Below are 24038 nucleotides of genomic sequence, written 5' to 3' on the forward strand. Positions count from 1 at the left end.
ATTGGTTTTATAAAGAAATTTAAAGGGAGTAAAAATATGCAAAAGGTAGTTGAGGGAATTAATTATTGGATAAAAAGATTACCAGAAGAGTACAACGCTATGTCTGAAAAAGAAGTTTATAATAGACCATTTCCAAATAAATGGTCTAAAAAAGAGATTTTAGGACATCTATGTGACTCTGCGATAAATAATATTGAAAGGTTTATAAAAATTCAATATGAAGAACCAGTGTATGTTATTCAATCTTATAATCAAGACCGATGGGTAATGGTTCAGAATTATCAAGATAGACCACTTGATGAAATAGTAAACCTTTTTCAGATATTAAATAAGCAAATTGTTAATCTTGTTAAGAATATTCCTGACGAAAAGCTATTCAGCCTTTGTGACATAGGAAATAATCTTGTATAAGACACTACAGTGGCTTATACAAGATTATTTTGAGCATATGAAACACCATATTCACAATCAAATCTTAATTGAAAAAAACGACTTGTAAATTTAGTTCTTATTCAAGTAAAGGGAGCGATTGTTGAAGATCATAGGTAGAAAATGATCAAACTTTTTTATAAGAGGATGAGTTAATTAAAAATATTAAGAGCGTGTTTTGATCAAAAGATTTAAATAGACTAAACTAATAAGATGTATATAAATATTTGATGCATTTTAAAATTTCTGTATATATTATGTATAATATATACAAGAATGTATATTCGTTAAACAGCCTTCCTTGTTCTTGAAATTAAATCAAATAAATAAGCCATTTAGGAGGTGACAATCATTAATGAAACAACAAGAACACGTTATTTTTCGTGAGGTTCAGCGACCACAACAAATTTGGGTATGGATACTCATATTGGGGATCGCCACACTGATGTGGTATGGATTTATTCAACAAATTATCCTTGATACCCCGTTTGGAGATAAACCAGCTCCCAATGGTGTATTAATTGTTTTGTGGTTGTTTTTTGGGATTGCCTTTCCTGTATTAATGCTTGGAGTATTGAAGCTGATCATTGAGGTTCGTGAAAAAGGTCTTTATGTTCGTTTTGTTCCTTTTCATTTTCGATATAAGGAGTACCTTTTCAAAGATATACGTCACTATGAAAGCATTACTTACAGTCCATTAAAACGATTTGGAGGATGGGGAATTCGTTTTAACCTTAAGGGTGAAAAAGCCTATAACATGAATGGAAAGAAAGGTATAGAGTTAAAGTTGAAATATAACACAGTAGTAATCGGCACTCAAAAACCAGACGAATTAAAAAAAGCATTGGAATCGGCACAAAAAGTATAATATGTATCATCCCTTATTTATTATGCATTGATAAGTTATTAAGCTACATCAGTAAAAGAAAAAGGCGTTAGAACCGACCCATCTTTCGAATATTTGAATACGTTCTTCTTGGTCTTTATCCGATTTCAAACTAATAATATACCAAAAGTTTTCTTCTGTTATCTCAACTAATTTTAGATTCATTCTTCTCCTCTTTTCTTGATAGTAAAAAGCTCCTCCCGTATAAGAAGGAGCTTCTCAACATTAAGCCGACTGTCTCTTCGCCTTTTCAAGCAAACTAGCTAAAATATGCGTACGATATGACTCTAGTTTTTTACCTTCATAAGTACGGATACCTAATTTTTTTAACTCGTGTACGTACCAACCTTTGCTACCGAAATGCATATGATCGCTTCCTTTCTTGTTTAGAGTAATTCTGATTGTATTTTTTGTGAAATGATGAATTTCCATAGGAAAGTGGTTAACTTCTTTGTTAAAGACATATATACTAGAAGTAGTATATATTGAGGTGGACTGAACAACGTGATTATTGAAAAACACGAAATTCAAATTGATCAAATTACGAGTGGGAAGGTCAATATTTTTACGTTTTATCGTAATAAGAAGCAAATTGACCACCAATTTTTACAATTGCAGGAGCCTTCTCTGACTGCGAACTATTTTTTTCATTTTCATCTAGATGCGGAAAGCTTGCGTCTCTTGCATGAAGAGTTTCCAAGTATTTATCCGTACAATCCAAAAGAGAGTATTCAGCTGTGGACGGATAAAATGAAGGATGAATTAAAGCGCCTTATTCAAACAGGTATGTGGAATAAGCGCGTTCGATTTGGGAATCGAATTGTAGAAGTTGTGTTTCTGTGGTGTGAAGAAGATATAGTGTGAAAAAGAAGCGCTGTGACGCTTCTTTTTTTTAGCGTTGGAATAAGACAAGCTTTCCGCTTGAAGATGTGCAGCGGTGCGTGTGCTCATACAATTGTTTTTCTTGTAAAAGGGTTTCGCCCTTTGATTTTGCTTCTGCTTCTGTCACAGCCTCAAATGATTCGTCTAGTACTTTGGAACCGTCTTTTTCGAAAACTGTTAGTGTGTATACGCCCATGAAAATTCCCTCCAAAAATAATCAGAATGTTATAACTATTGTGTCATAAAATGAGCGATTATGCAAAAGAAATATGTGACATTATTTGTAAGGATTAAGATGACTTTTGTATCTCTTTTGTTTTTGGAGAAAAAGGGATAGGTTCTTTTTGGACTTTTTTTGAAACGATAAAAAATTGTCGGCTAACAAATTTAGATTGGTTTTCAACAGCGAAAAATTATGCGACATTAGCGATGTGAAGAAGGAGGTTGATAAAGTACTCGATTATATAGAAGAGCATAGATTGAAATAGAATGTAAGGGCAGGGATAAGCCAGGTGATAGAGGATAACTTTAGAAGATTTTATGTTTAACAGTTTGGAAGTAAAAAGGTATAATTTTAAAAACGAGGGGAAATTTTCACGAAAGAGGGGAGATGAGATTAAATGACAATAGGGATCATATGTTTAATTATAGGAATAGATTTAATTTGGTGGAGTAACGGGAATTTATGGTTATTGATACCTGGCATTCTATTTACAGCTGTGGGTGCTATATTAATCGTGACGTTTATGAAGTTGGATAAAGAAGTAAGAAAATCACAGAAGAATAGTTAGAAGTTATATAAATACAAAAGTGAAACTTCCATTAGTGGAAGTCTTTTTGAAAGAATAGTTTTGTAAGCCTAGTAAACAATTACTTCAAAGTGATAAAAAATCCTGAGAAAGTTCTCAGGATTTTTTATCACGCATTTATATATCTTTAGCGTAATATCGAACTTCTATATCAGAATGGTTAATTTCACCATTGGATTTTTTAACGCAAAGATTGCTGTTATGCAGAATACAACATGCCCGCTACTGGCCTGCTCCTTTTGTTTAAAGCCTGGCATGTGGCAGAAAAAGGCCTTGACCGCTTCTATGCGCGGCCAGACGATCTCGTCCTCCCCTAAAAAAAGGAGTTTTTTTCAATTTGGATTTATATATATTAGGGTTAAAAACAGTTTCTATTTGTTCTCTAAATCTTTAAGTAGATTATTTTCCCATGGAATATCCTTCAATAGAGTTTTTTTATAATTAAACAAGCGCAATACGGAATTAATACTATACTTATCTTTATTCCTGAATTCTATATCATTTGCGTTAAAGTGGCTGCCGATACGAAAGGCGTTAAAATACTCGTGCCAATCTGAATAAGAATGTTGTGAAAGTCGTGCAGCCTGTATCATAAAGTTCTTTGCTTCCTGTTTTGATAAATAACCGAGTCTTCTACCAACCCGACATAAACAAATGCACCATGCATAATCAAACGCTGCAATTCCGGAATCCGTCAAAATATGTAATCCGTAATTAGCAATATAAAGTTTTTCATAGTCAAGGTGGTCTTTCGATAACTGTTTTCGCGCTGCTTCGGAAAGAGGAGTCAATTGATGGCGTATACGATTAAACTCCTGCCGTTTTCCTTCTTCTAAAAACCAAATGATTTTCTCTTTTAACTCCGTCGAATTTTCAATCTTCCATGTCCATAACACGTTCTTCAAAAAACGTTTCCCAATAAGGCGGTCTCTGATAAGGGTGAATTCATATTGGGTAAAGTAGTTTGTAAGATAAACACACTCCAAACAAACGGAAGACAAACAGCGGAAATATAGTTCGAGCTGTTTCTCTTGTTTTCTTTTATATAAAATAGGCATTCTGTCTCCTCCTTATGCCAATGTTTTAAGCCTAATGAATTTCCATGCTTCCCAAATAAGAGGGAGTAGGAGAAGTAATGCATATTTAGATGGCAATGGGGTTAAAACAATAAGAATCATAAAGATCAAATAAACCCAGGTGCGGCTAATAAATATAAATAATAAGTATAGCGCATAGTGAATAATAAACTTCATATTTATTTCTTGTTTCTGTCTCTTCTCTGGAATTTCAGTGTGAACTTGAACGCTGTATGAACGAAATTCTAAGCGTTCCGGATAACGATTTATTACATCCAGCGCCCTAGTGGCTACAGTTTCTATATCACCTGATTCGAACGAATATTTCACTAATAAGAACTGTGCGTCCATATGCTCCGGCTGAACCGAAAGTAGATGCTCACAGTCCTTGATAGCATTGGTAATTTGGCCGCGGCTATAATAAATTTCAGCGCGGTACAGTAAACCATCCGGATTATCTGGATCAATAGAAAGTAAGTCGTTAAAGGATTGTAGCGCACGCTCTTTATTTTCTATACGTAAATAATAAACACCTCGCATGCGTAAAAGTTCAGGGTCTTCTTGATAAAGATCGTATGCAGAATCCAACGAACTCTTTGCTGCTTCTAAGTTATTGTTCATAAGTGCATGCTGGGCTTTTTCACGTAAGTATAAATATGCTTCAAAATATAAATCGTCACTTTTCTTGAAAATATCGTAACGCATTTCTCCTGCGCCGCTAATTCTTTCTAGTAAAAATTGTACTGTTTCTTCACCATATTCAAACTGTAATTCCTCTGTTTGTTCACTAAAGCGAAAAACTTTGTCGATAAGTTCCCAAATCGAACTAGAGAAATGGTAATGATATTCTAAAAAATCTATTAATCTATCTCGAATCACTTCGGCATATTCTACATTCCATATTACATCGGAACTTAATAAATCTTCCCAATTTTTTAGTTCTATTCGTGCAAAAAAATCGTCATACAGTGTCTCGACTTTTTCCATAAATGCGTGAACAGGATGCTCTGAAACGAGAGTGGAAGCAAGTTCAGAGTTATTGTCAATCCAAGTAGGGAATACGTGATTGACGTATGGATCTTCTTCGTTTTCATCTGTTTCTTCTGATTGAATGAGAGATTCTGCCTGCATTTGTTTTGCGTCTTTTATTGCCTTATCAAACGCTTCTCTTAGCCGCTGATATCCTTCTGGGTCATCTTCTGGATGGTGGACTTTTAGAAGTTTTGCGTAAGCTTTTTTGATAGCTGCAACATCGCCAGTAGGTTCAATCTCTAATGTTTTCCAAATGCTCATTAATGAGTAATCCACCTTTCTATACTTTCTAAATGCTCTTTCAATGCAATAGCAGCCTCCTTAATTTTTTTATCATTTTGTGAAGTGAGCACAGTTTCGAATTGTTGTAACAAGATGGAAACTTTCTTACGTTCGTCACCGAGTAGCTCTTCATAGAGACGTTCGCCTTTTGCGAGCAATAAGCGATTTTCAGTCCGGTCGCGGGGATGGATTTTAATTTCTTTCAATTCTAGTAGTCTAGCTTCAATTTCTTTTTCTGTAAGATTTCCGGCATTTTGTTGGATAATTGCTCTTTTTTTCTCTCCAGTCGTTGTACTTATTACCTCGACTTCGAGAATGCCGTTAATGTCATATGTATAACGAATGTCAATCGCCTCTTGTCCAGCAGGAGCAGGAGGGACTTTAATTTTGAGTTCGCCAAGTTTTAAGTTATTTTTAACCAAGCGGTTTTCTCCTTGATAAACATCGACAAGTATGGATTGTTGTCGATCATTGACAGTATAAAGTCGTTCCACTCGGCTTACAGGAATCGGTGTATTTCGTTCAATAATCGGGAAGAAGTATCCGAATTCTTTTTGTCCATTTCCTAACTCTTGAACAACACTAGTTCCTAAAGTATAAGGACAAACGTCCGTTAAGATAACTTCTTCTAGCGCTTTGTTGCGTTCTTTTAAAGCAACTTGAATCGCAGCGCCTAAAGCAACTGTTTCATCAGGATTAATATTTGCATAAGGCATACGTCCAAAAATTTTAGAAATGATGGATTTGATAAGCGGCATTCTGGTCGCTCCGCCAATTAGAATTACAGCATCTAAATCATTAGGATTTAATGATGCATCACGAAGTGCCCGTTCAATAGGATAGCGAAGCCGTAAAAGAAGCGGGGTTACTATTTTTTCAAATTCATTTCTGTTAATAGGAGTTTCATATGTCTCATTATGAATCGTGACTCTCATACCTGCGTTATGTTCATTACATAGTGTGAGCTTACAACGTTCTGCTTGCGTATAAATTAACGATTGAGTTTTCGAATCAAGTGAATTAAAGTCAAGTTGGTGTGACTCTAAGAAATAGGACATTAAGCTTTTTGTGAAGTCTTCGCCTCCAAGGTAATTATCGCCGGCGATGGATTTAACATCCATTACTCCTTCAAATAATTCCAAAATGGAAACATCGAATGTACCACCACCTAAATCAAATACAAGGAATTTTGTTTCTGTTGCCTCCTGGCATAGTCCGTAAGCGATCGCAGCAGCTGTTGGTTCGCTAATGAGTCGTTCAACTTTTAATCCGGCAATTTCCGCAGCACGTTTCGTGGCTTTGCGCTGAGCATCATTGAAATAAGCAGGTACGCTAATTACAGCACCGGTAACCGGTTCATTTAAATATGCTTCTGCATCTTGTTTTAAAGACTTAATGACAAAAGATGAAAGTTCTTCAGAAGAAAAAGTATACACACCTAATTCATATTTTTTCTCTGTTCCCATAAATCGTTTAAACGTTGATACTGTAAAATGCGGATGGGTAATCAGCCGTTCTTTTGCAATACGTCCGACTAAAATCTCACCGTTTTCTTCAACGCTGACGACCGATGGCGTAAGATATTCGTTAAGTACATTAGGGATAAGAATTGCACCATCATCTGTCCAATAAGCTACCAAACTATTTGTTGTTCCCAAGTCAATTCCAATCGTTGCCATGCCGATCACCTTTCTTTTTTTCTATATTTTTCTATATTTTACTATATCATTACAGTAGGGGGAAGTATCTAAAAAATAGAATAGAAAAGCTATAATGGGATATTCAAAAAATGTAAAGCAGAGGGAGATTAGGAGTGTAATAGGGGGATAAATCTTTCAAGAACTATATATAGATTATTATGTAATTCCTCAATCATACTATGAAAAAAAGGCAGAAAAGCATTTTTTCTTTATTCGACGAGATATGACAAATCAAAAAAAGTTTTATTTGTTATAATATTTTTGCATAATTAGATAAATGTGGAATTATGAAAGTTGAATAATAATTAAATCGCAAAGGTAATCTCTTTTGATAGAGAACAAAGTAGAACGTAAGGGTAGGGATAGACCAGATGATGGAAGATAATTTTAGAAGAATTCGAGATTTACTGAAGGTTGGCGATGCTGATCAGGCAAGGAAAGAAGCGGAAATGCTTATAAAGGAAGACCCAAAAGACTCTTCCGGATACTTTTGTTTAAGTCATGTTTATTTTTATGGATTTAACGATAAGAATAATGCAAGTAAGTATTTAGAAGAGGCGCTTAAACTGGATCGTTTAAACGAGCAAGAACCTGCGGTAGTTTCAACAACGAAATTATCACCAAAAGAAATTGAACCACAATTAGCAAGTTTTTTGAGCGCTGAAGCTGTGTTTGAGAAACAGCTGACGGAAGAAGTAGATGCAGTTGCACAACCACAGTTATCACCGAAAGAACATAAAAAAATTCAATCGGATTCAAAAGCTGAATCTCCGTGGTATAAAAAATGGCAAATCTATATAGTCATTACGTTGTCTATTACTCTCGTTTATCGTGCTGGAAAATTATATAACGTTTATCATAAATCAAATGAAAATACGATGCCAAATATAAGCCGAGAAGAGAAGAAAGTTATTACTGAGTCTGCAGATAACATACTTAAAAAAGGACTACCGAAGAACTTCCATGTGACTATGGCTGTACACACATTCCAATTATTTAAAATAAGTGACTTTAACGAGAATTCGCTTCGTATAAATGTATCCGATCAGTATGTACCAATTGTCATGGAAAAGGCTGGGCAACCAAGTGGAGAGAAATTAAAGAATTCACATCCTGATAAATTTTATGAAGAAGAGACAAGTATGTACTTGTCAGTGAAAAGTGATGATAGCACCTTTATATTAGAAATGGAAGAGGGGAAAATTAATCATATTTACGGAGAAAACTGGGATGATAGTGAGCAAGAAATGCAAAAATATCATGAATTACTGAATAAGTTGGAAACACAAGGTGTGGAAGCAAAAGTAAAAGAAAAAAAAGACTAAAGTATAAGCAGGACAATAAAAGTAAGCTGGATGTTTTTTCGCATCTGGCTTATTTTTGTTGTTTGCATCAGGCCGTTTCTGGTGCATCCCCAATTCGAAAAAAAGTGTTAAAATAAAGTGAAACTTTACCTACTAGTGGACTGTGAATGAGTGAAAAAACAACAAAAACCATTTTGTTTAGGTGGGCAAGAGCATCTGCCCATGCATAGAAGCGGTCAGGGCCTTTTTGGTCACATGCGAAGTTAAAACAAAGAGAGAAAGCGACTAGGCTCTTTTTTTCTGCATAGCAGTAACTTAGATATTGAAAAATCAAAATACATTTAGGCAGTAAGTCCTCCGTTTCAAGATTCAAAGGGAAACGAGAAAGATATGGGGGAGATAGCAAAGCCAGTATGGATTTGAGTGAGCAAAGTATGACGGAGAAAGGACGTTACGTTGTGAAAAAAGTAAAGTTTATTCATGCGGCAGATTTACATTTGGATAGTCCGTTTAAAGGGATGGAACTGAATGTGCCTATCTTTATATGGGAAAGAATGAAGGAAAGTACGTTTCGTTCGTTTCTACGCATTGTGGATAAAGCAATTCAAGAGCAAGTTGATTTTGTTTTGCTGGCGGGTGATTTGTATGATGCGGAGACGAGAAGTTTGCGGGCGCAGGTGTTTGTTCGTGAGCAAATGAAGCGTCTGGCGCAATATGATATTTCGGTGTATGTGATTCACGGCAATCATGATCATTTAGGCGGAAGCTGGGCGGCAATTGAGTTTCCGAGTAATGTACATATTTTTACAGAGCCTTATATAGAAGAAAAATCATTTTATAAAAATGGGGAGCTGCTCGCCTCGATTTACGGATTTAGTTATCAGCAGCAAGCTGTGACGGATAATATGACAGAGCAATATAAAAAGATGACAGGTGCACCGTTTCATATCGGTATGCTGCACGGAAGTGTGGAAGGAGATGCGGAGCATAATCGGTATGCACCGTTTCAAATTCGTGAGTTGAAGGAGAAAGGATTTGATTACTGGGCGCTTGGTCACATACATAAACGTGAAGTGTTAGCAGAAGAACCATGCATTGTGTATCCTGGAAATATTCAAGGGCGGCACCGAAAGGAAACGGGAGAGAAAGGTGCGTATGTTGTTTCTTTGTCTTCGCAAGGGACAGAACTAACATTTTTTAGTACGAATGATGTAATTTGGGATGAGATTTCGATTCCGATTGATGAGTTAGAAACGGTCGATGCTTTTATTAGCGCCTGTACGGAGAGTATGAACGATGTGCGAAGAGAAGAGGAAGGTTTGCTTGTAACGATGACGTTTACAGGACAAGGTCCGCTTGCTTCTTATTTGCGTGATGAGAAGCGTGTAGAAGAAATTCTTCATATTGTCTCATCTGGTGAGGAGCGCGGTAATTTTGTACATGTTGTGAAATGGAAAAATGAAACGATTTCGTTTGCGGAAATTGAGAAGTTGAAGAACGAGAACCATTTTATCGGGAATGTGCTGCAGGAGCTTGAATCGTTCTCGAGTATGGATGAGGTGCTACGGACAATTTGGACTTCACCTGTTGCGAGGAAGGTACTTCATTCATTTTCTGAGGAAGAAAAGAAAGAGATTCAAAAGGGCGCCGAGAATATTATTTTAGAGCAATTACTAGAGCAAGAAAGGAGTAAGGGATGAGAGTTGAGAATCTTCATATTTACGGATATGGAAAATTAGAAAATGTCCAGCTGAACCTTTCTATGCTTACCGTATTGTACGGAGAAAACGAGGCGGGAAAATCGACGATTCGTTCGTTTATGAAGAGCATTTTATTTGGTTTTCCAACAAGAGGACAGCGTCGTTATGAGCCGAAGGAAGGCGGGAAATACGGCGGTGCGCTCACGGTTTACACCGAAGAGTACGGACGAATAAAAATTGAACGTCTTCCGAAAACGGCGGCCGGGGAAGTGACGGTATATTTTGCGGATGGAAAAACAGGCGGTGAGGAAGTTTTAAAGCAGCTGCTAAACGGAATGAATGAGCAGTTGTTTGATTCGGTGTTTTCCTTTGACATGCATGGTTTGCAAAACATTCACCATATCGGCGCGGGAGATATTGGCAACTATTTATTTTCAGCAAGTGCAGTTGGCAGCGATGGGTTATTGCGCCTAGAAAAAATGCTGGAGAAAGAAATGGAGCAGCGCTTTAAGCCAAATGGCCGCAAACCGGAAATTAATGTGGCGCTGCAGGAGTTGAAAAAGCTGCAAGATCAACTCGCAGATTGGCAAGGGAAAATTGCCGCGTATGAAGAGCTTGTTGGTAAGAAAAAGAGTATGGAAGAGCGCCTTTCTATTATTCGCACCGAGCAGCAAGAAGCGGGGAAACGAAAGCAAGATTATGAAGTGCTAGAAGCGTTGCAGCCGCTGTTTTTAGAAAAGCGTGCGTGTGAATGTTTTTTAGAACAACATGCAGAGCATACGTTTCCAGTTGATGGTTTGCAGCGTTATGAAGGGATAAAAGTACGGCTTGAACCGCTTCAGCTCCAAGAAGAGGGACTGAAAAAGAAATTGGCTGGTGCACAGTTTGAAATAGAAGCATTACAAGTAAATGAAGAATTGCTTCAACAAGATATGTACGTAGAAGAGCTTCGTTTGCAGCATATGTCTTATGAAGCAGCCCTGCAAGAAGTGCGGGATTTGACGGGGCGCATTTTACATATCGAAGAAGAAATACAAGATTTGCAGCAGCAAATCGGATCTGCATTTGTGCGCGAGGACGTTCTTTCTTTCAATGTGAGCTTAGCGATGAAGGAAACGATTATGCAAATGGTGCAGCAAGCAAATGAGTTAGAAAAGCGTAAAGGGCAGTTAGATGAACGATTTAAAAGAGTGCAGGAGCAGTTAGAGGAACAAGAGGAAGCGGTGAAAAAGCTGCAGTCACAAACATTGCCAGACCGGGAGCGGGAGACATATTTGCCAAAAGTGCAAAGTGCCGCGTCTCGTCAGAAGCGAAATCAAACTGCACCGCAGATGAATAAAACGGCGCTGATTTTATTCACTATGGACGTTTTGCTGCTATTTGCTGGTGTTCTTATGGATAATCGTAAGTTGTTGTTTGCAGGGGTCTTTTTGTTAATTGGCCTTGTTGTTTTTTATGTGATGTATATGAAAGGTTCAGGTGAACAGGAAGGAAATGAAGCGCTTGAACTTCAGTATCGTCTTGAGAAAGATGCTGAAGTGCGGAAATTATTAGAGCGTGAGGAATTTAAGTTGAAGCAAATTGAGCGCGGGTATGAACGTGTTCTTTCTGAATATGACGAGTGGGAACGTGATTTGTTTGGCGTGAACGAACAGGTAAAATTGTATAAAGAGACGTATGCATTGCCAAATCATTTTACGCACGCTCACATATTGCCGGCGTTTGAACGGATCGAAAAGATGCAGCAATTGTACCGCGAGTTAGCAAAGCTGCAAGAGCGAAAAGAAATACAGGGAGACATGATTTCTCAATTTGAACATAAACTAATGAAGCTAACGGTTGTTACAGAAAGAAGTGTCGATACACCGTCGTTATTTTTGTATGGTTTAAGTAAAGATGTGCAGAAAGAAAAGGAAAAGCAATTGCAGAAAAAGCAGCTGGTAGAAAAGACTATGGCATGGGAAGAAGAGTATACGTCAGCGCAGCAGCAGATTCTTCATCTATTAGAAGAGCGTCAGCAGCTTTGGGACATTGCTGCGGCAACTGATGAAGAGGCCTTTTTAACGGCGGCAAAGCAAGCGGAGCAAATTGAAGAGAAACAGCAACAGCTTAATCGGTTAATTCCGCAAATGGACGTATTGGAAGGGCGACTAATGACATCAGCGCTAGAGAGTGGGTATCGTCTAGAAGGATATGAAGAGGAGCGGCAAAAAGAGCAGGGAAAAATAGACGGGCTGATGCGCGAGGAAAAAGAACTGACGCATACACTTGCCGCTCTGCGCCACGATATCGCGCAGTTAGAAGAAGGCCGGACGTATGGTGATGTCCTTCATGAGTGGGAACTGAAAAAATCACAAGTGCGTGAACAGGTGAAAAAGTGGGCCGCATATGCGGCGGCAAAGGCGGTATTAAGCAAAACAAAGAAGTATTATCATGAAGTGCAGCTGCCGCGTATTTTGCAAAAAGCAGAAGCGTATTTTGTATATTTAACAGGCGGAAATTATGTGAAAGTCTTTTCACCAGATGCAGAAGAACCGTTTATTGTAGAACGAAAAGATGGACTGCGTTTTTATAGTCATGAATTAAGCCAAGCGACAGCGGAACAGCTCTATTTATCATTGCGGTTCGCGCTCGCACATACTTTTGAAGGGCAGTATCCGTTTATTATTGATGATAGTTTCGTACATTTTGACGTGCTGCGAACGGAGAGAACCGTGCATCTTATGAAGGAATTAGCAAAAGAACGACAAGTGATTTTCTTTACTTGTCACAAGCATCTTTTATCTTTCTTTGCAGAAGATGAAATTCAACGATTAACGTAGTAAGGGAAAAGTACGATAATATGCTATACTAACTATATCGATGACGGTGGAGGAAAATATATGAAAAAGAAAATTGCACAGTATGAAGTTGGTGAGCAAGTCGATTTATTTTTAATGATAAAATCGGCAACGAAAGGAATCGCGAGTAACGGGAAACCATTCTTAACAGTCATTTTGCAAGATCAAAGCGGAGATATTGAAGCGAAGTTATGGGATGTATCACCTGAAGTAGAGCAGCAATATGTAGCAGAAACAATTGTGAAAGTAGCAGGAGATATTCAAAATTATAAAGGTCGTATTCAACTTCGCGTCAAGCAAATTCGCGTAGCAAATCCGGGTGAAGTAAACGATATCTCTGATTTTGTGGAAAAAGCACCGCTAAAAAAAGAAGATATGGTTGAGAAAATTACACAATACATATTTGAAATGCGTAACCCAAATATTCAACGTCTCACAAGACACTTGTTGAATAAGTATCAAGGGGAATTTTTAGATTACCCAGCCGCAACGAAAAATCACCATGAGTTTGTCTCAGGATTGGCATATCACGTTGTGTCGATGCTTGACTTAGCGAAAGCAATTGCAGCGCTATATCCGTCTCTTGATAAAGACTTATTGTATGCAGGCGTGATTTTACACGACCTCGGTAAAGTCATTGAATTATCAGGTCCAATTTCCACAACATATACGTTAGAAGGAAACTTACTAGGTCACATTTCTATCATGGTAAACGAAATTGGCAAAGCAGCAGACGAACTGCAAATTGAAGCAGAAGAAATATTAATTCTTCAGCACATCGTCTTATCACATCACGGCAAAGCAGAGTGGGGAAGTCCGAAGCCGCCGCTTGTAAGAGAAGCTGAAATTCTGCATTACATCGATAACTTAGATGCGAAGATGAACATGATGGACCGTGCACTAAGTCGCACAAAACCAGGTGAATATACTGAGCGTGTCTTTGCGCTTGATAATCGTTCGTTTTATAAACCGACGTTTCATAATTAAAAGAGAGGGCCGACTAAAAAGTGAACTTTTTGGTCGGCTTTTTTTATTTTTCGATATAATTTAGTACTAGTGGATGAATGATTCCTTTGTCGGATATTGTCGAAAGGTCTTTGAATTGTGCTGAAGCGGTGATATATTGGTGGGGGACATCATCGTAACTAAGAAGATTCTACTCTAGAAAAAAATTATTGTAGTAAAATAAATTGCAATCAATTTTCGATATATTACAAAAATATTGAAAATTACACCAATCGATAATAATATATAAATATCGACAAAAAGGGAAGAGTCGATAACTTATACATAATAGGGGAGGGACTACGTTGAAAAAGAACAGAAAATTAAAAACTTTTTCAGTGTTGGCAACTGGGGCTATGCTAAGTTCTATGTTTGCTTTCGGTGGCCATGCTGCTTATGCAGAATCACCATCAGCGTCATCTAGTTTCATAGATGAGCATTTAATACCGGAGGATCGCTTGGCAAATGCGTTGAAGGAGCGCGGGGTTATTGATCCTTCTGCATCACAAGCAGAAACGGCAAAGGCTGTAGAGAAATATATAGAGAAGAAGAAAGGCGAAAATCCTGGAAAGGAAACAACGCCAGAAGACAGCCTTACGCAAGAAGCTACTGACTTTATGAAAAAAGTAAAAGATGAAAAGATGAAAGAGAAAGAGCAGCAGAATCAAAAAGAGAATGGTGTAGGAAATGGACAAGTACCTGGATTAAATTCTGGAAAGCTAAATGGGAAAGTGCCAACTTCTTCAGCAAAGCAAGCACCTTATAACGGTTCTGTGCGCAAAGATAAAGTTCTTGTGCTTCTTGTAGAATATAGTGATTTTAAACATAACAATATCGATCAAGAGCAAGGATATATGTATTCAAATGATTTTAATCGTGATCATTATCAAAATATGTTATTTGGTGATGAGCCGTTTACATTATTCAATGGCACGAACATTAAAACATTTAAGCAATATTATGAAGAGCAATCAGGCGGCAGCTATACGGTTGATGGAACTGTAACAGAATGGTTGACTGTTCCAGGTAAAGCAGCTGATTACGGCGCTGATGCTGGCAGCGGTCATGATAATAAAGGACCTCTAGGACCACGTGATTTAGTAAAAGATGCATTAAAAGCAGCAGTGGAAAAAGGAATTAATTTAGCTGATTATGATCAATTTGATCAATACGATTACAACAATGACGGCAATAAAAATGAGCCAGATGGAATTATTGATCATTTAATGGTTGTTCACGCTGGTGTTGGTCAAGAAGCTGGCGGTGGAAAGTTGAAAGATAATGCAATTTGGTCTCACCGTTCAAAACTTGGTGCAAAACCTTATGCAATTGATGGCACGAAATCATCTGTACAAAGATGGGATGGAAAGATGGCTGCATACGATTACACAATCGAACCTGAAGACGGTGCAGTTGGTGTATTTGCTCATGAATTCGGTCATGATTTAGGTTTACCAGATGAGTACGATACAAAGTATTCAGGACAAGGTGAGCCAATTGAAGCTTGGTCTATTATGAGTGGCGGTAGCTGGGCTGGAAGAGTTGCTGGAACAGAACCGACAAGTTTCTCTCCGCAAAATAAAGAGTTCTTCCAAAAAAATATGAAGGGTAACTGGGCAAATATTGTTGAAGTAGACTACGATAAACTTCGTGGTGTCGGCGCTGCGATGTATTTAGATCAAAGTGTTACGAAATCAAAACGTCCAGGAATTGTTCGTGTAAATTTACCTGATAAAGAAGTGAAAAACATTGAACCTGGTTTTGGACAGAAGTTTTACTATAGTACAAAAGGAAATGACATCCACACAACATTAGAAACGCCGTTATTTGATTTAACAAATGCAACGACTGCAAAATTTGATTACAAAGCATTCTATGAATTAGAAGCAAAGTATGATTTCGTTGATGTATATGCGATTGCAGAAGATGGAACGAAAACAAAGCTTGATAGAATGGGTGACAAAGATATCAAGAATGGTGTCGATACAACAAATGATAAGTGGATTGATAAATCTTATGATTTAAGTCAATTCAAAGGTAAGAAAGTAAAACTACAATTCGACTATTTAACAGATATTGCGGTATCTTACAGAGGATTTGCGCTTGATAATGCGGCTTTAACAGTAGATGGTAAAGTTGTGTTATCTGATGATGCAGAAGGGCAACCAAGCTTTACTTTAAAAGGCTTTACTGTTTCTAATGGAATTGAATATAAGAAAAATAACTACTATTTAGAGTGGAGAAACTATTCTGGTTCTGACGAAGCACTGCAATATGGACGCGGTCCAGTTTACAATACAGGACTTGTTGTATGGTATGCAGACCAAAGCTTTACAGATAACTGGGTTGGCGTACATCCAGGCGAAGGATTCCTTGGAGTAGTAGATTCTCATCCAGAAGCGATTGTAGGAACATTAAATGGTCAGCCGTCTGTGAAAAGTAGCACGCGTTATCAAATTGCAGATGCTGCGTTCTCATTTGATCAAACACCAGCGTGGAAAGTAAATTCACCATCACGCGGAGTATTTGATTATAAAGGATTACCAGGTGTGGCGAAATTTGATGACTCTAAAGCATACATGAACACGTTAATTCCAGATGCAGGACGAAAAGTTCCAAAGCTTGGATTGAAGTTTGAAGTAGTAGGTCAAGCTGATGATAAGACTGCAGGAGCAGTTTGGATTCATCGCTAAGTTGAAGCTCTTTTCAGAAAGTAAACTTTAGTATATTCGTTTACAGTAATTTACGTGCAACTTAGGAATAAGAGTAGGTATTTTAACTACTCTTATTTCTTTTGTTTTCGTACTTACAACTAGTTTTATCCCGCCTTAATGAGCAGTAAGACTTTGCTGATAGAAAAAATATAGTAGTCATAAAATCTCTCTTTCTTTCATACAGTGAAACTAACAAAGCTTGTCTGATGAAAGGAAGGAAATCGAATGCAAACTTTACCGTGGTGGGTTTATCTTATTATTATTGGAATTGTTGTGAGCGGTTATATGGTCTTATACACGTCCAAAAAAGAGCAAGAAATGGATAATGAGTTTATTGAAAAAGAAGGCGAAGTCTACATGAAACGCCTTGCTGAAGAACGGGAGCGACGTCATCTGGATAAGGATGAGGATTCCGTTTTGCTTTAATAATTAAGAAAGGGGATGTGTAGCCGAACGGTTACCATCCTTTTTCTATTGTGAGGCTTTATAAATAATTATTTTGTGCTATTAAGTCTTGAGATTCTTTTCCCGTCTTTATAGTCAAGACAAGAAACCTCAATCATCAATCCATTAAATACTGTAAAGTAGAAGCCATAACTATTACCTCTCATCTTATAAGGTTCTTTATCTATTTCAATCCCTCCATCTATTAAGCGATTATATACTTGATCAACTTCACTAGGCTCTTCCACTAAGAAACCAATATGAAAAGCTTCTGGGTATGTCGCATCCTTTCCCTCTTTAAATGCTTTTGGATCACTTAATACAAGAATAAATCCATCATTATCACTCATTACTACAAGAGCTTTTCCTTTCGCTTCTAAAAATTGAAAATCAAAAAATGTTTCAAAGAAATTTCTCGCTGCCGTTAAATCATTTACACATAAATTCAAGTGATTTAGTTTCATATACTCATCTCCTTTTCATTCTATTTATATTTCAGGCATTTCATCTTTTAGAACACTTTCATGTGTAAGCTACAGGCTGCCATATTTCAAGAAGGAAGAGGTTAGATTGAGCACAATCTAACCGAATGGCTGGTTATTACTAAGAAAGAAAAAATTATGGAATTTGTCAATTATATGAAAGGTAGAAAGCGGAAATACAACCTAATATTAACTGTTGTTATAATAAATAGAAAAAGGGTTGGAGGAGAGTAATTCATCGGTTTAATCACAAAAAATAGACATATTAGTTAAACTCTTTTAAAGTCCATGAAAGACTTTTGTAACATTTACGAAGGTTTTTGTAATAGATTTGAAAGTGCTTTGAAAGATATTGAAAGTAAGATAAGTTTATCGCTAATATATATGCAAAACACCCTCTAAACTGCATATTTTATTTTTTTAATACAACAAAAATGTCGAATTTGATATTCAATCATTTTTGAATTTTAAGCAACTTATGAGTTCCCAAATACATTTGGTACAAGCATTTTATTAAGTGAAAAACAAATTGCTCAGGTGTGTTAGAAAAATAAGGTTGCTCAAGTTGAGTCTCTCCCCCCAAGTTCCTTTAAACAAAACCCACGGATTGTTCTCCGTGGGTTTTGTATCGTTTTATTTTTTTCAAACAAGTGATTTTGCTATACAAATAAGTAAACTTTCCCATATATGCAAAATTGCATACCATTTTATATTGATAATCATTCTCATTGTAACTATAATAGTTTCAACGAGTGAATTTTAAATTTACTTGTTGAAACCTTTTTATGAAAGAATAGTAGAGGAGGAGTTAGAATTATGAAAAAAGCCATTTTAGCAGGAACATTAGGAATTGCAGTACTTTCGGGCATGAATTTACCAGGATTAGAAGTACCAAAGGCTAGTGCAGCAACTATGGATTTAGAAATTCAAGAGGTTACTAAGTATTATTCTTTGAGTTCATATGAAGTGTCTCAAAAAGAATCTTTTAATCTTAAAAAAGGAGAAGAACTTACAGTTTTTGTAACGAATTCAGGATTCCCGATTTCTTATACAGTCTTTGATGCAGACAATCAAGTAATTGGTACATACAATGCTAATTCACCTTATGGACGCGTATTTAAATCACAAAAAGACGGTAATATTTCTGTACAATTTCAAGCAGGAGTGAATTCTTCATTTATGAAGAAAATGAATTTTACAGCTAAATTTGCTCTTTCTAAATTTAATTAATAATAAGGAATTGTTTATGTTATATAAACAATGAAATAAAGAAGGCGTATCCTGTTTATGGAATACGTCTTTTTTAACTTATGAATACAAAAGGAAATTGTTCTCTTTTCTCGAAAGTGTATGTTAACGAAATGAATTCATTTGTCCACATGGCTACGAAAGGTATAGGAGCAATCTTATCTTATAATCATCCCTATTTATATTTATTTTAACAAGCGAATACTAAAGCTAAGGAGACATACTGTATGGGAAAAAAAGTATTGTTTTTTGGTGATTTTGGAATTGATGATACGATAGCTCTTACATATGCACATTTAACAGATAAAATTGATGTGATAGGAATTGTTGCGGATTATGGGAATGTACCGAAAACAGAAGTGATTAGAAATGTTCGTTTTTTACTTAAAAGTGTAGGGAAAGAATATATAAAAGTTTTTGGTGGGGCTGAACATTCCATGGCTGCAGAGGTTGAAACTTTTTATCCAGAAGTTCACGGCAAGTTTGGGATAGGGCCCATTCACCCAGGACTAGAACTTAAAATGTTTGAGAATTTCTTTGAAGTTCTTAAACTTATTGAACAATACAAAAATGAACTGATTATCGTGAATACGGGAAGGTTAACTTCTCTTGCAAGCTTATTTCTCCTTTATGGAGATGTGATGAAAAATGTCCATTCTTATTATATTATGGGAGGAGCTTTTCTATATCCAGGAAATGTTACTCCAATTGCAGAAGCTAATTTTTATGGTGATCCTAAAGCAGCTAATATTGTAATGAGATACGCAAAAAATCTATCAATTTATCCCTTGAATGTTACACAAACGGCTATCGTAACACCAGAAATGGTCAATTATATTCACTCTAAAGGAAAAACTAAGTTTTTAAAGCCACTTTTAGACTATTACTATTATCAATTTTATCAAAAAAAAGTTCCTGGAATACAAGGTAGCCCAGTTCATGATGTGCTGACTTTGATTGCGCTTAACCGCGATGATATTTTTACGTACTATCAATCGTCTGTGATGGTTAGTATACTTGAGACTTTACGAGGACAAAGCGTAGGAGATTTTAGATCCACCTTTGAACCCGAAACATTCGGTAATCGTCCAAAACATAGGATTGCAATACACATGAATTACGAACAATTTTTTAAGGAGTTTATGACTGTAATGACTGGTGAGCTATTTTAGTGGGAAATCTTATATAGGACTGTGAAATACCATTACATCAAGGTTACACGTTGGTTTAAATCAAAGATCCACCGTTTATAGAAAAGGTGAATCGGAATTATCTATACTTAGTTTTTCGTTATGAATTAACTGCCTAGCAAAATATCTTTTACAGCAATTTAGTAACACATACTTTATGTTTCATCTCGTTCCAAAAGGTACACCTTTATAAACAAAATAAAAAGAAGAACCTAGGATAGATTCTTCTTTTGTAAAATTAGGATTGATTATATGTAATAATTTAAAAATTATATGGCTTTTGTATTGTGATTTGGAATTGGTAATTCCAGTAATTCACTTTGGGAATACAAGTTTAGTAAGTGTTTTTCTATTCCCATACAAATTTCTTCTAATGGAAGATCATTGAAATCTTGACCAAATGGATCTTCAATTTCAACTCCTATTGCTTCAATTCCTAAAAATGCAAAACTAATAAACATAGTTGCCATAATCGTAAACCATCCCATACTATCGACAAGTCCAATTGATAAAGTCCCGCAAAAAATGATAAGTAAACTTTTAATATGTGCAAAATATGCAAAGGGAATAGGGGTTGCTTTAATGCGATCACAGCCGCCTATAGAATTTAATAGATTATCTAATTCATCTTCCATATTCATTAAAGTATTTGGAGGAAGTTGTCCAGATTTCAATCCCTTTGTTATCACGGTTTTCAACATAAAAATAATGGTGAGGGGTAAATAGTTAGATTTCACTAACATTTCTTTTTCTTTATCCGAACATAGTTCTAATAAATCTTTTACCTCAGATAGCTCTTTTTCGTTTCTTAAATGTTGTTTAGCTAGTTTTGGAAAAGCAATTAATAAATGTAGAAATTTTAATTTCTCTTTATCCATAGTATTTCCTTTAGAATCCCAGTAACATAAAAAGCTTACTGATAAATTTCTGGTTGAATTACCGATCCCTCCAAATAATTTTCTGCCTTCCCAATATCGATCGTATGCAGTATTTGTTCGAAATACTAATAATAAGCCTAAAGCTCCCCCTACAATAACCCACGGGGTCGAATTTATATGTATTCCAAAGTAATAGTTAATAAGAACAATACAAATGGAAACACATGAATAAAAAATGACTTGTTTAAAGATTTCTTTTATAATCGTTCCCTTTAACGTAAATATTTGTTTTAAACCTTCTTGATTGTTGTAACGAATCATAGATGGATAAGCCTCTTTTCTTCTATAAGCTGTTTACAATTGATGGTATGAATTTCTCTATCTTCTTAACTATGAATCTAGCAGATTTCATGTATGTATTTGGTAGATGGGGTTATGTGGACAAAACGTAGAAATTATATTCTCATACATTTTCCGGAAGAAAAACTTTAACTTCCTTACGCTAATCAACAGATTAATATTTTTATCATAGTTAGGGTCTTATTGTCAATTACTGATTTTATACACTAAGAGAAATAAACTTAACTGTATTGTTGACCTCAGGAAAGAGTAGGTTTTAAGATTTTGAAATCATTCTGTGGTAGTAATTATTATGGAAACGGAAAAAATACAATTGCAGGTATGATTGGTGGTGAGCATTAGGTAGCATCTTATGAAATGAACGAATGAAGGAAGATGACTGGGAATGTGCTTAGCACGAAATTCGAGCTGAGTTACATAAAAAGATGTCGATTTTTTTCATTGTATGAACGAAGTAAAATGGTTCCACAAATATGTAATATATGATAAAATAATAGAAACGTATGTTCTGTTATGCGGTTACATATGTTAAACATTTTAGAAAGAGGTGCTTGTGATGATTTTAGGTATTAACCCCTATTTGGTAACGAATGGTAATGGGCAAGAGGCTGTTAAGTTTTATGAACATGCATTGGATGCAAAAATTGTAAGCCTTCAAACGTTTGGAGACATGCCTGAAAATCCAGAATTCCCAACTCCTGCTGAGGCGAAAGACCGTGTGTTACATGCACATTTAAAAATTGGCAATACGGATTTGATGATCTCCGACACATTCCCAGGTCAGCCGCAGCAAACTGGATCGCAAGTGACTATCGCTATTCACATACAAAATGCAGAAAAATCACAAGAAGTGTTTGAAAAATTACAAGATGGTGGCCAAGTTATAATGCCGCTTCAAGAAACGTTCTGGAGTCCATCATACGGCCAAGTCAAAGACAAATTCGGCGTAGAGTGGCAAGTTTCAACGCAAGGCGCTAATATGTAAATCAATGTACGGGACTGACGATCAGTCCCGTTTTTTCGTGTTTGCCGATATCAGCAGACATGATATAAAGATTCTTCGGTGGTATTCAACACTAAAACCAGCGAGCACAGCTAAAAAGAAAAGGTCCCATCTTTTCTTTTTCCTTAATTTGTGTACTATAAGAAATAGGAAGATACAAAAAAGGGGACTTTCGAATGGAATTTCATGAACAGAAAATATTACCAGCGGTTCGGCAAATTAAAGATTTAGAGAAGCTATTGCATAGTTCCTATGAATATATCGTTATTCTTGATATTCATGTTGCTCAGTTAAAAAGTGTCATTACTCTTGCAAAGCAGTATTGTAAAAAAATCTTTTTACATGTGGATTTAATTCATGGCTTGCAAAGTGATGCGTATGCAACGGAATATATATGTCAAGAGTTTCGCCCGTACGGGGTGTTATCTACGAGGTCTAGTGTGATTATGAAAGCGAAGCAAAAAGGTGTCGTTGCGATTCAACGTGTTTTCTTAATTGATTCAAGTGCAATGGAAAAGAGTTGTGCTCTTTTAGAAAAGACAAAGCCAGATTATATTGAAGTGTTGCCAGGGGCTTTAGTGGACGTAATTGCGGAAGTGAAAGAGCGGACGGGATTACCTATTTTAGCAGGCGGATTTATTCGCAGTGTGGATGATGTGGAAAGGGCTCTAGGAGCTGGTGCGACAGCGATTACAACGTCGAAGAAAGAGTTGTGGAAACATTTTCATAAAAAGTGACAAAAATATGAAAAAATTAATTGACACCGCTTTCAAATGAGTTTAACATTATAGACAAGTTAATAAACGTGACGGAGAAAAGAAGAGATCCACATTTCATTGTTTCTATAATTTTATAGAAACGTGTATTTGTGGATTTTTTCTTTTGAAAATTCAATTCTTCTCTTTCACTGAAAGCGCTTTAATTTGATTATGGAGGGGTTATATGTCACCATTTTTAGGGGAATTAATAGGGACAGCATTACTAATCATTCTTGGCGGCGGCGTTTGTGCTGGTGTTAGTTTGAAGAAATCATTTGCACAAAATTCAGGATGGATCGTTATTACAATGGGATGGGGCTTAGCGGTTTCTGTAGCTGCTTATGCAGTTGGGTCGATTAGCGGAGCGCATTTGAATCCAGCAGTAACAATTGGACTTGCGTTTAAAGGAGCATTTCCTTGGAGCGATGTACCTATGTATATTGCAGCACAAATGATTGGGGCAATGATTGGGGCATGTATTGTATACTTACATTACTTACCACATTGGAAAGAAACAGAAGATGCAGGAACAAAATTAGGCGTATTTGCAACAGGACCAGCAATTCCAAACACATTTGCAAACCTTTTAAGTGAAATGATTGGGACTTTTATTCTAGTATTTGGTATTTTAGCAATTGGAGCAAATAAGTTTGCAGACGGTTTAAATCCGTTCATTGTAGGTTTCTTAATTGTAAGTATTGGTTTATCATTAGGAGGGACAACTGGTTACGCAATCAATCCAGCACGTGACTTAGGACCTCGTATTGCACACTTCCTTCTTCCGATTCCAGGAAAAGGCGGATCGAATTGGAAATATGCATGGATTCCAGTAGTAGGACCGATTTTAGGTGGATCATTAGCGGGATTATTCCATCAGGTTGTATTTGAAGGAAAGCAAAATTCAGCACTTATCTATGTATCTATTGCAACAGTGATTGTTCTAGCAATCTCTTATATGACAAGCAAACAGAGCGGGAAAAATACAAATAGCAGAAAAGTAGCATAAGGGGGAAATA

General features: G+C 36.4%; 24 protein-coding genes. 16 read left to right on the top strand and 8 right to left on the bottom strand.

Annotated elements, in window-relative coordinates; all coding sequences use genetic code 11:
- Window positions 1–36: 36 nt before the first annotated feature.
- The gene (locus PLX19_RS03140; protein WP_272187056.1) at window positions 37–411 is read left to right on the top strand and encodes a DinB family protein; all 375 of its coding nucleotides are present in this window, start codon (window positions 37–39) and stop codon (window positions 409–411) included.
- A 373-nt stretch (window positions 412–784) separates the two neighbouring features.
- The gene (locus PLX19_RS03145; RefSeq protein WP_272187057.1) at window positions 785–1297 is read left to right on the top strand and encodes a DUF6141 family protein; all 513 of its coding nucleotides are present in this window, start codon (window positions 785–787) and stop codon (window positions 1295–1297) included.
- A gap of 48 nt (window positions 1298–1345) precedes the next feature.
- Here the strand turns inward: PLX19_RS03145 and PLX19_RS03150 are convergent, their stop codons facing one another.
- Both PLX19_RS03150 and PLX19_RS03155 read right to left on the bottom strand, forming a co-directional pair.
- Window positions 1346–1480, bottom strand: a complete 135-nt coding sequence (locus PLX19_RS03150) for a hypothetical protein (RefSeq protein ID WP_272187058.1) — start codon at window positions 1478–1480, stop codon at window positions 1346–1348.
- A 60-nt stretch (window positions 1481–1540) separates the two neighbouring features.
- Complete coding sequence (locus tag PLX19_RS03155) at window positions 1541–1681, bottom strand: YflJ family protein (RefSeq protein WP_251226897.1); 141 nt, start codon at window positions 1679–1681, stop codon at window positions 1541–1543.
- Between the two features lie 138 nt (window positions 1682–1819).
- Between PLX19_RS03155 and PLX19_RS03160 the strand changes: the two genes are divergently transcribed.
- The gene (locus PLX19_RS03160; RefSeq protein WP_272187059.1) at window positions 1820–2179 is read left to right on the top strand and encodes a hypothetical protein; all 360 of its coding nucleotides are present in this window, start codon (window positions 1820–1822) and stop codon (window positions 2177–2179) included.
- A 28-nt stretch (window positions 2180–2207) separates the two neighbouring features.
- On the opposite strand, the gene PLX19_RS03165 is transcribed toward PLX19_RS03160, so the two are convergent.
- Complete coding sequence (locus PLX19_RS03165) at window positions 2208–2393, bottom strand: YhzD family protein (RefSeq protein ID WP_272187060.1); 186 nt, start codon at window positions 2391–2393, stop codon at window positions 2208–2210.
- A 424-nt stretch (window positions 2394–2817) separates the two neighbouring features.
- Here PLX19_RS03165 and PLX19_RS03170 point away from each other — a divergent pair, with 424 nt between their 5' ends.
- Window positions 2818–2988 (top strand): hypothetical protein, encoded by a 171-nt coding sequence (locus tag PLX19_RS03170; protein WP_272187061.1) that lies wholly within the window; start codon window positions 2818–2820, stop codon window positions 2986–2988.
- A 389-nt stretch (window positions 2989–3377) separates the two neighbouring features.
- On the opposite strand, the gene PLX19_RS03175 is transcribed toward PLX19_RS03170, so the two are convergent.
- Genes PLX19_RS03175 through PLX19_RS03185 form a run of 3 tightly spaced genes read right to left on the bottom strand, consistent with a single transcriptional unit; the run spans window position 3378 to window position 7075 of the window.
- Window positions 3378–4064, bottom strand: coding sequence for a DUF1266 domain-containing protein (locus PLX19_RS03175; RefSeq protein WP_272187062.1), 687 nt, complete (start codon window positions 4062–4064; stop codon window positions 3378–3380).
- A 12-nt stretch (window positions 4065–4076) separates the two neighbouring features.
- Entirely contained in the window at window positions 4077–5375 is a 1299-nt protein-coding gene (locus tag PLX19_RS03180) for a J domain-containing protein (RefSeq protein ID WP_272187063.1), read from the bottom strand.
- Window positions 5375–7075, bottom strand: coding sequence for a molecular chaperone HscC (locus PLX19_RS03185; RefSeq protein WP_272187064.1), 1701 nt, complete (start codon window positions 7073–7075; stop codon window positions 5375–5377). Before PLX19_RS03185 ends, PLX19_RS03180 begins: the two co-directional genes overlap by 1 nt.
- 395 nt (window positions 7076–7470) lie before the next feature.
- Here PLX19_RS03185 and PLX19_RS03190 point away from each other — a divergent pair, with 395 nt between their 5' ends.
- The 6 genes from PLX19_RS03190 to PLX19_RS03215 all read left to right on the top strand — a co-directional run bounded on the left by PLX19_RS03190 (window position 7471) and on the right by PLX19_RS03215 (window position 17085).
- Window positions 7471–8421: a tetratricopeptide repeat protein gene (locus tag PLX19_RS03190; RefSeq protein WP_272187065.1), complete on the top strand. Its 951-nt coding sequence runs from the start codon at window positions 7471–7473 to the stop codon at window positions 8419–8421.
- Between the two features lie 437 nt (window positions 8422–8858).
- Window positions 8859–10100: a metallophosphoesterase family protein gene (locus PLX19_RS03195; RefSeq protein ID WP_272187460.1), complete on the top strand. Its 1242-nt coding sequence runs from the start codon at window positions 8859–8861 to the stop codon at window positions 10098–10100.
- Entirely contained in the window at window positions 10097–12922 is a 2826-nt protein-coding gene (locus PLX19_RS03200; protein ID WP_272187066.1) for an ATP-binding protein, read from the top strand. Before PLX19_RS03195 ends, PLX19_RS03200 begins: the two co-directional genes overlap by 4 nt.
- A 60-nt stretch (window positions 12923–12982) precedes the next feature.
- A complete protein-coding gene (gene yhaM / locus PLX19_RS03205; RefSeq protein WP_272187067.1) occupies window positions 12983–13927 on the top strand; it encodes a 3'-5' exoribonuclease YhaM in 945 nt (314 codons plus the stop codon).
- Window positions 13928–14250: 323 nt separating this feature from the next.
- The gene (locus PLX19_RS03210; RefSeq protein ID WP_272187068.1) at window positions 14251–16638 is read left to right on the top strand and encodes an immune inhibitor A domain-containing protein; all 2388 of its coding nucleotides are present in this window, start codon (window positions 14251–14253) and stop codon (window positions 16636–16638) included.
- Window positions 16639–16884: 246 nt separating this feature from the next.
- Complete coding sequence (locus PLX19_RS03215; RefSeq protein ID WP_272187069.1) at window positions 16885–17085, top strand: sporulation YhaL family protein; 201 nt, start codon at window positions 16885–16887, stop codon at window positions 17083–17085.
- Between the two features lie 68 nt (window positions 17086–17153).
- Here PLX19_RS03215 and PLX19_RS03220 read toward each other — a convergent pair whose 3' ends face one another.
- Window positions 17154–17567 (bottom strand): VOC family protein, encoded by a 414-nt coding sequence (locus tag PLX19_RS03220; protein ID WP_272187070.1) that lies wholly within the window; start codon window positions 17565–17567, stop codon window positions 17154–17156.
- An 834-nt stretch (window positions 17568–18401) separates the two neighbouring features.
- On the opposite strand from PLX19_RS03220, the gene PLX19_RS03225 reads away from it, so the two are divergent.
- Together PLX19_RS03225 and PLX19_RS03230 are read left to right on the top strand one after the other, a co-directional pair.
- Window positions 18402–18815, top strand: coding sequence for a hypothetical protein (locus tag PLX19_RS03225; protein ID WP_272187071.1), 414 nt, complete (start codon window positions 18402–18404; stop codon window positions 18813–18815).
- Window positions 18816–19060: 245 nt separating this feature from the next.
- Entirely contained in the window at window positions 19061–20005 is a 945-nt protein-coding gene (locus PLX19_RS03230) for a nucleoside hydrolase (RefSeq protein WP_272187072.1), read from the top strand.
- A gap of 287 nt (window positions 20006–20292) precedes the next feature.
- Here PLX19_RS03230 and PLX19_RS03235 read toward each other — a convergent pair whose 3' ends face one another.
- Window positions 20293–21222, bottom strand: a complete 930-nt coding sequence (locus PLX19_RS03235) for a bestrophin family protein (RefSeq protein ID WP_272187073.1) — start codon at window positions 21220–21222, stop codon at window positions 20293–20295.
- Window positions 21223–21224: 2 nt separating this feature from the next.
- Here PLX19_RS03235 and PLX19_RS03240 point away from each other — a divergent pair, with 2 nt between their 5' ends.
- The 4 genes from PLX19_RS03240 to PLX19_RS03255 all read left to right on the top strand — a co-directional run bounded on the left by PLX19_RS03240 (window position 21225) and on the right by PLX19_RS03255 (window position 24028).
- A complete protein-coding gene (locus PLX19_RS03240; RefSeq protein ID WP_272187074.1) occupies window positions 21225–21353 on the top strand; it encodes a hypothetical protein in 129 nt (42 codons plus the stop codon).
- A 464-nt stretch (window positions 21354–21817) separates the two neighbouring features.
- The gene (locus PLX19_RS03245) at window positions 21818–22246 is read left to right on the top strand and encodes a VOC family protein (protein WP_272187075.1); all 429 of its coding nucleotides are present in this window, start codon (window positions 21818–21820) and stop codon (window positions 22244–22246) included.
- A gap of 194 nt (window positions 22247–22440) precedes the next feature.
- On the top strand, window positions 22441–23001 hold the full coding sequence (locus PLX19_RS03250; protein WP_272187076.1) for a glycerol-3-phosphate responsive antiterminator: 561 nt from the start codon (window positions 22441–22443) through the stop codon (window positions 22999–23001).
- 205 nt (window positions 23002–23206) lie between these two features.
- Window positions 23207–24028 (top strand): MIP/aquaporin family protein, encoded by an 822-nt coding sequence (locus tag PLX19_RS03255; protein WP_272187077.1) that lies wholly within the window; start codon window positions 23207–23209, stop codon window positions 24026–24028.
- Window positions 24029–24038 lie beyond the last annotated feature (10 nt).

The organism is Bacillus sp. BP-3, assembly GCF_028401955.1.
Lineage (GTDB): Bacteria > Bacillota > Bacilli > Bacillales > Bacillaceae_G > Bacillus_A.

Bases quoted from the DNA above. Each gene is read 5' to 3' on its own strand.
- PLX19_RS03140 (WP_272187056.1), top strand. From the start codon at position 37: ATGCAAAAGGTAGTTGAGGGAATTAATTATTGGATAAAAAGATTACCA.
- PLX19_RS03145 (WP_272187057.1), top strand. From the start codon at position 785: ATGAAACAACAAGAACACGTTATTTTTCGTGAGGTTCAGCGACCACAA.
- PLX19_RS03150 (WP_272187058.1), bottom strand. From the start codon at position 1,480: ATGAATCTAAAATTAGTTGAGATAACAGAAGAAAACTTTTGGTATATT.
- PLX19_RS03155 (WP_251226897.1), bottom strand. From the start codon at position 1,681: ATGCATTTCGGTAGCAAAGGTTGGTACGTACACGAGTTAAAAAAATTA.
- PLX19_RS03165 (WP_272187060.1), bottom strand. From the start codon at position 2,393: ATGGGCGTATACACACTAACAGTTTTCGAAAAAGACGGTTCCAAAGTA.
- PLX19_RS03170 (WP_272187061.1), top strand. From the start codon at position 2,818: ATGACAATAGGGATCATATGTTTAATTATAGGAATAGATTTAATTTGG.
- PLX19_RS03175 (WP_272187062.1), bottom strand. From the start codon at position 4,064: ATGCCTATTTTATATAAAAGAAAACAAGAGAAACAGCTCGAACTATAT.
- PLX19_RS03180 (WP_272187063.1), bottom strand. From the start codon at position 5,375: ATGAGCATTTGGAAAACATTAGAGATTGAACCTACTGGCGATGTTGCA.
- PLX19_RS03185 (WP_272187064.1), bottom strand. From the start codon at position 7,075: ATGGCAACGATTGGAATTGACTTGGGAACAACAAATAGTTTGGTAGCT.
- PLX19_RS03190 (WP_272187065.1), top strand. From the start codon at position 7,471: ATGGAAGATAATTTTAGAAGAATTCGAGATTTACTGAAGGTTGGCGAT.
- PLX19_RS03200 (WP_272187066.1), top strand. From the start codon at position 10,097: ATGAGAGTTGAGAATCTTCATATTTACGGATATGGAAAATTAGAAAAT.
- yhaM (WP_272187067.1), top strand. From the start codon at position 12,983: ATGAAAAAGAAAATTGCACAGTATGAAGTTGGTGAGCAAGTCGATTTA.
- PLX19_RS03215 (WP_272187069.1), top strand. From the start codon at position 16,885: ATGCAAACTTTACCGTGGTGGGTTTATCTTATTATTATTGGAATTGTT.
- PLX19_RS03220 (WP_272187070.1), bottom strand. From the start codon at position 17,567: ATGAAACTAAATCACTTGAATTTATGTGTAAATGATTTAACGGCAGCG.
- PLX19_RS03225 (WP_272187071.1), top strand. From the start codon at position 18,402: ATGAAAAAAGCCATTTTAGCAGGAACATTAGGAATTGCAGTACTTTCG.
- PLX19_RS03230 (WP_272187072.1), top strand. From the start codon at position 19,061: ATGGGAAAAAAAGTATTGTTTTTTGGTGATTTTGGAATTGATGATACG.
- PLX19_RS03235 (WP_272187073.1), bottom strand. From the start codon at position 21,222: ATGATTCGTTACAACAATCAAGAAGGTTTAAAACAAATATTTACGTTA.
- PLX19_RS03240 (WP_272187074.1), top strand. From the start codon at position 21,225: ATGGATAAGCCTCTTTTCTTCTATAAGCTGTTTACAATTGATGGTATG.
- PLX19_RS03245 (WP_272187075.1), top strand. From the start codon at position 21,818: ATGATTTTAGGTATTAACCCCTATTTGGTAACGAATGGTAATGGGCAA.
- PLX19_RS03250 (WP_272187076.1), top strand. From the start codon at position 22,441: ATGGAATTTCATGAACAGAAAATATTACCAGCGGTTCGGCAAATTAAA.
- PLX19_RS03255 (WP_272187077.1), top strand. From the start codon at position 23,207: ATGTCACCATTTTTAGGGGAATTAATAGGGACAGCATTACTAATCATT.